Source organism: Lysinibacillus sp. 10T31 (assembly GCF_056394365.1).
Genome location: NZ_JBFTHS010000093.1, coordinates 1 through 9154, shown reverse-complemented (window position 1 = coordinate 9154; position 9154 = coordinate 1). Strand labels below are relative to the sequence as shown.

The 9154-nt window shown below is 36.7% G+C and carries 10 protein-coding genes and 1 riboswitch; of the genes, 5 read left to right on the top strand and 5 right to left on the bottom strand.

From position 1 onward, the window contains the following. The 5 genes from AC1DCY_RS26210 to AC1DCY_RS26190 form a co-directional block, all read left to right on the top strand. The coding region (locus tag AC1DCY_RS26210) for an IS3 family transposase (RefSeq protein WP_477349455.1) at window positions 1-103 on the top strand (103 nt) is incomplete at its 5' end. A gap of 238 nt (window positions 104-341) precedes the next feature. Further along, entirely contained in the window at window positions 342-1571 is a 1230-nt protein-coding gene (locus tag AC1DCY_RS26205) for a saccharopine dehydrogenase family protein (RefSeq protein WP_249073682.1), read from the top strand. Beyond that, window positions 1568-2707: a carboxynorspermidine decarboxylase gene (gene nspC, locus AC1DCY_RS26200; RefSeq protein ID WP_477355356.1), complete on the top strand. Its 1140-nt coding sequence runs from the start codon at window positions 1568-1570 to the stop codon at window positions 2705-2707. The genes AC1DCY_RS26205 and nspC overlap by 4 nt, the downstream gene beginning before the upstream one ends. A gap of 313 nt (window positions 2708-3020) precedes the next feature. Continuing rightward, on the top strand, window positions 3021-3716 hold the full coding sequence (locus AC1DCY_RS26195; protein WP_477355353.1) for a potassium channel family protein: 696 nt from the start codon (window positions 3021-3023) through the stop codon (window positions 3714-3716). A gap of 180 nt (window positions 3717-3896) precedes the next feature. Beyond that, window positions 3897-4124 (top strand): hypothetical protein, encoded by a 228-nt coding sequence (locus AC1DCY_RS26190; RefSeq protein WP_477355346.1) that lies wholly within the window; start codon window positions 3897-3899, stop codon window positions 4122-4124. Window positions 4125-4133: 9 nt separating this feature from the next. Here AC1DCY_RS26190 and AC1DCY_RS26185 read toward each other — a convergent pair whose 3' ends face one another. The 5 genes from AC1DCY_RS26185 to AC1DCY_RS26165 all read right to left on the bottom strand — a co-directional run bounded on the left by AC1DCY_RS26185 (window position 4134) and on the right by AC1DCY_RS26165 (window position 8895). After that, the gene (locus AC1DCY_RS26185) at window positions 4134-5021 is read right to left on the bottom strand and encodes an amidase (RefSeq protein ID WP_477355343.1); all 888 of its coding nucleotides are present in this window, start codon (window positions 5019-5021) and stop codon (window positions 4134-4136) included. Between the two features lie 43 nt (window positions 5022-5064). Continuing rightward, a riboswitch (cyclic di-GMP riboswitch) is annotated at window positions 5065-5155 on the bottom strand. Between the two features lie 229 nt (window positions 5156-5384). Beyond that, a complete protein-coding gene (locus AC1DCY_RS26180) occupies window positions 5385-5591 on the bottom strand; it encodes a DUF6366 family protein (RefSeq protein WP_477355340.1) in 207 nt (68 codons plus the stop codon). A 288-nt stretch (window positions 5592-5879) separates the two neighbouring features. Further along, entirely contained in the window at window positions 5880-6368 is a 489-nt protein-coding gene (locus AC1DCY_RS26175) for a chemotaxis protein CheW (protein WP_053483746.1), read from the bottom strand. A gap of 25 nt (window positions 6369-6393) precedes the next feature. After that, entirely contained in the window at window positions 6394-7509 is a 1116-nt protein-coding gene (locus tag AC1DCY_RS26170) for a M20/M25/M40 family metallo-hydrolase (RefSeq protein WP_477355337.1), read from the bottom strand. A 420-nt stretch (window positions 7510-7929) separates the two neighbouring features. Next, on the bottom strand, window positions 7930-8895 hold the full coding sequence (locus tag AC1DCY_RS26165) for a hypothetical protein (RefSeq protein ID WP_477355334.1): 966 nt from the start codon (window positions 8893-8895) through the stop codon (window positions 7930-7932). Window positions 8896-9154 lie beyond the last annotated feature (259 nt).

The following is a 9154-nucleotide window of genomic DNA, read 5'->3' as shown; positions in this document are numbered from 1 at the left end:
ACAACAAGCGATTGAGGATTATATCCAGTTTTACAATAACGATAGATACCAAGAACGATTAAACGGCTTAAGCCCATTAGAATACAGGGCTAAAGCCGCTTAAAAGCTTTTTATTATTTCCACTGTCTACTTGACAGGGAGCAGTTCATACATCAGTAGTTGAGGGAATTTTTTTTCACAAAAAGCTTCTTTTTTCGTGGTATTCCCCTCTGAATTCGGCTAATTGTTGTTGAAAAATAAAAAATTTTGTAGAAAATTTAAAAAGAATGATTGAGTAGTGATTCAATTTTCTGTATAATCAGCTTGTTTGACAATACTTATATGAACTTGGGGGTAGACAATTGGGTAAAGCATTGATTATAGGAGCTGGCGGAGTAGCCAGTGTTGTGGTACACAAGTGTGTTCAAAATTCGGACGTATTTGAGGAGATTTGTATCGCAAGTAGAACTGTTTCAAAATGTGACGCTCTAAAAGAAAAACTAGACGGCGGAAAAACAAAGATTCATACCGCACAGGTAGACGCAGATAATACAGAAGAGGTTATTGAGCTTATTAAAGCCTTTGGACCGGAAGTTGTTATTAATGTAGCACTACCTTATCAAGACTTAACGATTATGGATGCTTGCTTAGCGACGGGTGTACACTATGTGGATACTGCAAACTACGAGCCACCTGAAACGGCAAAATTTGAATATAAATGGCAATGGGCTTATAAAGAAAAGTTCGAAAAAGCTGGCTTAACTGCTTTACTTGGTAGCGGTTTTGACCCAGGTGTAACGGGCGTTTTCACAGCTCATGCACAAAAACATGAATTTGATGAAATCCACTACATTGATATCGTGGATGCAAATGCTGGTGATCACGGTTACCATTTCGCAACAAATTTCAACCCAGAAATCAACATTCGTGAAATTACTGCGAATGGTCGTTACTGGAAAGAAGGCGAGTGGGTTGAAACGGCACCACTTGAGAAAAAAGAAGTTTATAACTTACCAGAAATCGGACCAAAAGATATTTACCTTTTATACCATGAAGAACTAGAATCACTTGCTAAAAACATTAAAGGCTTAAAGCAAATCCGTTTCTGGATGACATTCTCTGAAAAATACTTAACTCATTTAAAAGTATTAGAGAATGTTGGTATGACTTCTATCGAGCCTATCGAATTTGAAGGACAAATGATTCAACCAATTCACTTCCTTAAAGCTGTACTGCCTGATCCAGCATCACTTGGACCACGTACAAAAGGAAAAACTAACATCGGTTGTATTATTCGCGGTCTAAAAGATGGTAAGGAAAAAACTTATTATGTGTACAATGTTTGTGACCACGAGGAATGCTATAACGAAGTTGGTTCACAAGCAATTTCCTACACAACTGGTGTACCAGCAATGATTGGTGCAATGCTTGTGATGAACGGTCAATGGCGTAAACCTGGCGTTTGGAATGTCGAAGATTTCAATCCAGATCCATTCATGGATGCACTCAATAAATGGGGTCTACCATGGCAAGAAAGCCATAATCCAGAATTACTTGACCTTGAGTTAGATGCAAAGGAATTAAGTCGATGAAGCCAATTGATTTCTCAAAAGTTCCATCCCCTTCTTACGTAGTGGATGAACGATTATTAACAAAAAATCTAGAACTTTTAAAATCGATTCAAGATCGCACAGGCTGCCGTATTTTACTTGCCTTAAAAGGGTTTTCAATGCATTCAACATTCCCATTAGTGGGTGAATATTTAGCAGGGATTACGTCCAGCTCATTATTTGAAGTACGACTCGGTTATGAAAAAATGGGCAAAGAAGTACATGTCTATGCACCAGCTTACGTGGAGCATGAAATGGACGAGCTTCTTGGCTATGTTGATCATATTGTGTTTAATTCATTTAACCAATGGAATCAATATAAGGACAAAGTAAAATCTACTAGTAAAACAATTGAATGTGGTATTCGTATTAATCCTGAGTACTCTGAAATTGAAACAGCACTTTACGACCCTTGCTACACGAATTCTCGTCTTGGCACAACATTAGCCAACTTCGACAAGTCACAGCTTGACGGTATTGATGGCTTACACTTTCATGCAATGTGTGAGCAAAACTCCGATACGTTAGAGCGTATTATACAAGTTGTCGAAGAAAAATTTGGTGATGTCTTGCATCAAATGAAATGGTTAAACTTTGGTGGAGGTCACCATATTACTCGTGAGGATTATGATGTAGAAAAGCTTGTGAATATCATTAATTACATTCAAGACAAATATAACCTTCTCGTCTATTTAGAGCCAGGTGAAGCTGTTGCACTTAATACAGGCTATTTAGTAGCAACTGTTCTTGATGTACAGAAAAACGGTATGGACCTAGCAATTTTAGATACGTCGGCAACTTGCCATATGCCAGACGTTCTAGAAATGCCATACCGCCCAATGATTATCGGTTCTGGTCAACCGAATGAACTAGCTTACACATATCGCCTAGGCGGGCTTACATGTCTTGCTGGCGATGTAATTGGTGATTATTCATTCGAACAGCCTTTACAACCAGGTGATCGTTTAGTATTTACGGATATGGCGCATTACTCAATGGTGAAAAATCATATGTTTAATGGTGTAAATCTTCCTTCAATCGTTTCTTATAACGATGAAGAAGGCATTAAAGTCATTCGTGAATTTAAATTTGAAGACTATAGCGGTCGACTTTCCTAATAAAACTGAAATAGGATAAAACTATTTTAAAAAGTGAATTACATTATATATGTAGAAATTTAAAGGATAGAAGAGCTTGATTTAATTCGCTCTATCTATCCTTTTTTTCTACCACAAATGACTGCATTTACTACAGCAAAAAATGAGTGTTGTTGCACTAGGTATTATTAGTTTCGTCGCTTCAAATCCATCAACATCACACCGTAATGGTATTATTCAAGATCTTAAAGATGGAAATTGGCAGGGATTTAAATTTAGAAGTATAATATGAAATATATGACTATTAAACTACTTGATATAGGCGGTCGACTTAGTGAAAAAGCTTGTAATTACATATGAAATTTTTATGATTGTGTTAATCCTTATCTCAGTAACCCTTGCTCTCATGGTTGATAATCGATTTGTGATTTTTCAACAAACTATTTGGCTCATATTCGTTGTGGATTACATTGTTCGTTTTGCACGAGCAAAAAACAAGTGGCACTATGTAAAGAAACATCCCTTAGAGTTAGTAGCTATAATCCCTTTCGATTCCCTTTTAAGAGCAGCTAGACTCGTCCGTATATTTAAAGTTCTTCAATTACTTGGCATCAGTTCTCGTTATTTTAAACCTTTTTATGCGGTGTTAAAAACGAATGAATTAGCCATAGCTTTCAAGTTTGGTGTCGCAATGTTATTTGTCATACCAATACCGATTGCTATAGCTGAACCGGCGATTGAAACTTACACTGAAGCGTTGTGGTGGGGTTTGATTACAATAACTACAGTTGGATATGGAGATATTGCACCTGTTACCGTAGTAGGTCGATTAATGGCTGCTGTATTACTAATGGTAGGGATTGGAATTGTCGGTATATTCACATCTGCAGTTACTAATTATTTTAGTAATAAACCTAAAGATTCTCGAGATAAGCAAGTCATGAAAGTAATTCAGTCGATTGATGAGATTGAAGACATAACAAAAGAGGATATTGAGTTTATCCAGTTATTCTTGAAAAGGAAATTATGAATATACGCTGAAGGGTTAGCCATCGGAAACGCCCAATTTAACAATAAAGGATTGCTATAGAAGCAATCCTTTGTTAGTTTAAATGAAATTGTTGGCCCGAGACCCTGGAGCGAAGCAAAGCGGCTCACCGGACGCCCCCAGGAAGCCTTGCTCTGTGCGAAAGCGTAGCGACAGCAACAATTGTTTTATCTGTGCGAAAGCGTAGCGACAGCAACAATTGTTTTATCTGTGCGAAAGCGTAGCGACAGCAACAATTGTTTTATCTGTGCGAAAGCGWAGCGWCAGCAACAATTGTTTTATCTGTGCGAAAGCGAAGCGTCAGCAACAATTGTTTTATCTGTGCGAAAGCGTAGCGTCAGCAGCAACAAAGCATACATTCACTTGTCTTTGATTTTACAAAGTACTTGAGAGGATTTTTTACGGCTGCATATTCATCCAACTATCAACATGATGGATGGCAAAACCATTATAGCTTTTTTTATTGGCATATTGTTGATGAACTTGTGCTAACTGTTTATTCATATAGGCTTCTCCATCATCATAGAAGGTAATATTTTCTCCTTCATCAGAGGGTCCTGTTTCCACACCAATAACAATTGATTTCTTTACTTTTTTTGCATAGTTTATTTCATGTTCAACAATATTAATAATGTCTTTAGCAGCATCTCGATAAGCCATTATCGAAACACTTTCCACTTGGTCAATCACCCATTCAGCTAATAAACCTTTACCAAATTGGTTTTTGTATGTAATTTCGTCAAACCAAAATGGCATATCCACTTCCAATGGCAAGTGTAATCGATCGGTATCCCCTTTCGCTCTAGTAAGAAGCGCTTGATAGGATTCTATCGTTTTCGCTTGGTTCGAGCTCCAACCACTATTTAAATAGGGCTCTACATCAAGATGAACTCCAGAAAATTGCTCTGATGCTGCTGCATTTTCATTATATGTATGTAACCAATCAAATAGCTGATCCTGCATTGCATAGCCCTCACTTGAAACCCAGCTTGCAGAACCATCCAACGCATATACTTTTATACCTTTTGCCGTTGCTTTATCAATAAAGCTTTTGTAATAGTTACTTGCTATATCACTATTAATTTGTAAATATAATTTATTAATTTGTTTGCTTTCTAAAAATGACAGTACCCCTGATTCATCTTCAACAATCTTTGTCGTATCCCATAACCAAGTAGCCTTATCTTGCATGGCCATTGCGTCTACCTTTCCCATTGTTAATCCTAGCGTACTTATAATTGTTACTATAAAAACAATGATTGCTTTTGATAGCGAACGACTTACCATATATTACATCTCCATTCTATTAGCCGAGGCTCATAGAACAGAACCTGGCAACCTGACGATCATGCACTAAAAAATAGTGTTTAGACTCATGGCTTTGCGTCCTTCCCTTTCGGTGAAGTTTGCCTTTTACAGTAGTTTTCTTACCATACATAATACGATGTTAGAATGGATATGTCTGTAGGTAAATCGCATAATTTTATTGATAACCTTCAAAAAAATAATAAGAATACAGGTTAAATTTACTATATCAGAATAAAAACTTAGAAATGATAATCACTATTAAATGAAATGATAGTAAAGAGGTATGTGTAGCAGTTGAGGGTTGAGGAATGCAAAACTAGATAAAGATTCCTTTCGATATCTTTAACTGAAAAATAATTTATATGTAATGTATCCTATAAATAACACTAAAACTAATACCACCGTCTCTTTCCAACCCATACCATTTAAATTTCCGCTAGTTCCTCTATTTATTCCATCGTTTAAAGAACCAGTAGGATTGTTTTTTAATTCACTTTGTTTTAAACGCTCTCTTTTTTCTTCTGGTGTTTCCTTTTTATTTGAATCCATATGACAAACACCTCCCTTAAATTAATTTACTTATTTATACTATAGAAAGATATATTCATATTTATGCTTATTTGTTATGTGGCTCATCGGACGTCCCAAGGAAAGCGACCAGTCGGAACGGAAATCAACGACACGTTATGATGATAAGCTTAATATTCGACATAGGTATTCAGTTTCCTTTTATTATTAGGAAGCCACTTAAAAAGAAAGACAGAATCACACATTTGTAATTCTGTCTAAAACATTATCTATGAAATGTTGTATTGAATGATTTAATCATACAAAAACTTATGCCTCTACGTTTTCTTTTTCATTTTCAAGCATTTTGTGTAAATAATTAATTATTTCACGTATACCTTCTAATGAATTCACAAGTATCTTCGGATCAACGTATGTGATCATACGATTTTCAAGATTAGCCACAGCTGTAAAGTAGCGTGTTTTTGAATAATTGACAAGTCCCATCTGCTTTAATACCGACTCATCAAAATCAAGAATTTCACGAGCTTCTGTTACAAGTAATCCATAATTCACAACATCCGTGTTCAACACTATAATCCGTGCTGTTGCTGCATTAGAAGAACGATTATAAAGAATACGCTCAAAATCAAGCACAGGGACAAGCTCGCCACGAATTCTTGTGAAGCCTAGAAGATAATTAGGCAAGTGAGGAATCGGTGTTACTTGCTCTAACTTTTCAATCGAAATGGCTTGTTCCACAGGCACTGCATATTCCTCTGTACCACAAGCAAAAACTACTGCCTTTACACTTTCCATGCGTTCACATCCTCGATTTTTGCTGTTATTTTTTCGCAGACTCTTTGACGATTTCAACAAGTAAATCCGCTAATTTTTCTAATTCTTCGACTGGGATTTTTTCATTTGTTGTATGAATGTCCTCGTACCCAACAGAAAGATTTACTGTAGGAATGCCAAAGCCCGCAATAACATTAGCATCGGAACCTCCGCCTGAAATACCAAGCTTTGGTGTACGATCGATGTTGTGGACAGCTGCCATTGCCACTTGAACAACTTTATCTGATTCTGTTACACGGAATCCAGGATACATTAGCTTCACTTCAACTTCAGCCTTTGCACCTAATGAAGCAGCGACTTGCTCAAACGTCTCCTGCATATGCTTCGTTTGGGCATCTAGCTTTGCTTTGTCGATCGAACGAGCTTCTGCAATAATCGTTACTTCATCACACACAATATTTGTTGCCTGACCACCCTCAAAGCGACCAATATTGGCTGTTGTTTCTTCATCTAAACGACCTAGCTTCATTTGTGCAATACATTTGGAAGCAACCGTAATCGCAGACACTCCTTTTTCTGGAGCAACACCAGCGTGCGCTGTTTTCCCAATTATTTTAACGAAAATTTTCGATTGGAATGGGGCTGCAGTTACAATTCCCCCTACTTTGCCATCACTGTCTACTGCAAAGCCGTATTTTGCTTTAATTTTAGAAGGATCTAACTCTTTAGCGCCAACAAGTCCACTTTCCTCGCCAGCTGTAATAATAAATTCAATATCACCATGTTCAATATTTTGTTCTTTTAAGCGTTTAGCCATTTCAAATAATGTAGCGATACCAGCTTTGTCATCAGCACCTAAAATTGTTGTACCATCTGAAACGATATAGCCATCTTCACGAAGAGATGGTTTAATCCCTTTACCTGGTACAACTGTATCCATATGAGACGTAAAATAAATTGGTTCGATATCTAATGAACCCTTTAGCGTAGCAAGTATATTACCTGCCCCATGCCCGTTACGAGTATGTGCATCATCTTGTTCTACGGTAAAACCAAGCGCTGTTAATTTGTCGATTAAAATCGGCGCAATCACTTCTTCATGTTTTGTTTCTGAATCGATTTGTACGAGCTCAAAAAACTCTTCTACTAAACGACTTGTCATGTTGTAGGACTCCCTTAGTTTACGTGTTTTTCCACGTTATAGTATATATATTATTTTAACACAACGTCTAAAGAGTTGAAATAATTCGCTTATAGGAAGTACGCTAATTTATGAAGGAATAGCAATTACTCCTCGGCAAATCAACCACTTAAAATGTATCTTCTCGCTTGTCACTCTAATTTATAGTAATAAAACAACTTCAGCAATGTTTTAACTGTGCGAAAGCGAAGCGACAGCAACAATCTTTTATCTGTGAGAAAGCGAAGCGACAGCAACAATCTTTTATCTGTGCGACAGCGAAGGCAGTGGCTCGATACCACTCAGAGGAAAACGGGTAGCTTGCTTGAAACAGAAATCACCAATCATCCCTGATTGCTAAATGAAAAAAAACTGTGAAAAGAGGGAAAATCTTTTCACAGATTACTTTATATCTTCGATTTGAAAGATAGCTTCTTTTTCATTATGTAGAGACTGCAAATAGCCATCAGCCTTATTATGTTTATCCTGTAGACGCAAGATCGTATTATGTACATCATCTTGTACACGAGAAACCTGCTCTCTGGCAGTAGATATTTTAGAATGGACAGACCAAGCCGAAAAAATATCATCAAAGAAATAGTCCGCAAATTTTACAAATCCATCTGTCTCAACTGCTAATGATTTCGTTGACATTTCATGTACATCCAGTAGTTCGTTATGGAAGCGCTGTAATGCAATTTGAGCATTATGAAGATAATTTTCGGATTTATCAAGTGCATCATGCTTTAAATGTGTAGCAATGAGTCCTCCACCAAAGAACGTATCCCACGCTGAGTAACCATTTGCAGAATGCAAGGACTCTGCAGCTTGTCCAAGCTTTGTAAGTGCTGCTTCACCAGCCTCTTCTGCTTCCCCTATCTCTGTAATTAGTTGTTTCGTTAACATTTCTTCATGCGCTAATTGTTCAAGCCTTTTTGCCTGTTCAGGCTCATGTATTTGTAAGTAGCCTTTCTTTTTAGCATTTAATTGGCTTAAAACTTCTTGCAATTCTTGTTCATTAATTTGAGTAAGTTTAGTGTTTATTTGCCGTAAATCATCTGTCAAATCAAGTTCTATCTTCTTTGCTTCATTTATTTTTAATTCAAGAATGGCTGCTTCATCAATTTTTCCTTCACGTATCTCATCTTGTTGCCCTGTCCACGTACGAATCGTATTCATAAAAGAAAAACCTTCTAACTTATCGAGTTTCAAACGAATTTGATTGAGTGCTTTAGAATGTTTGTAAATTTCCTGTTGTGCACGCTCGATTTGCCTTTCAATTAAATCCTTTTGTTCACTTAACCTACTAGCAGTTCTTAATTGTGCATGAACCATTTCTTGCTCTTTTTGTAATTGTTTCCATTCCATTCATCTCAACTCCTCTTACATATATATACGGATGAAAACAGGATATGTTTCAAATTATCTGTTATTTTCAATAGACCTTTTATTATCTAAAGTTCGTAAAAATCAATAAGAAAAACATACTAACATTAGTAGTACAAACCAAGGCCATGGTTTGTGCTACTATTTTTTTATAGTAGAAGTGAAGAAAAGCCGACCAGCCTCTGGGACCATTTGTGAGTCCGTATATAAAACCGGCTAACTTCATGCCCTTATATGAATC

Bases quoted from the DNA above. Each gene is read 5' to 3' on its own strand.
- nspC (WP_477355356.1), top strand. From the start codon at position 1,568: ATGAAGCCAATTGATTTCTCAAAAGTTCCATCCCCTTCTTACGTAGTG.
- AC1DCY_RS26185 (WP_477355343.1), bottom strand. From the start codon at position 5,021: ATGGTAAGTCGTTCGCTATCAAAAGCAATCATTGTTTTTATAGTAACA.
- AC1DCY_RS26180 (WP_477355340.1), bottom strand. From the start codon at position 5,591: ATGGATTCAAATAAAAAGGAAACACCAGAAGAAAAAAGAGAGCGTTTA.
- AC1DCY_RS26175 (WP_053483746.1), bottom strand. From the start codon at position 6,368: ATGGAAAGTGTAAAGGCAGTAGTTTTTGCTTGTGGTACAGAGGAATAT.
- AC1DCY_RS26170 (WP_477355337.1), bottom strand. From the start codon at position 7,509: ATGACAAGTCGTTTAGTAGAAGAGTTTTTTGAGCTCGTACAAATCGAT.
- AC1DCY_RS26165 (WP_477355334.1), bottom strand. From the start codon at position 8,895: ATGGAATGGAAACAATTACAAAAAGAGCAAGAAATGGTTCATGCACAA.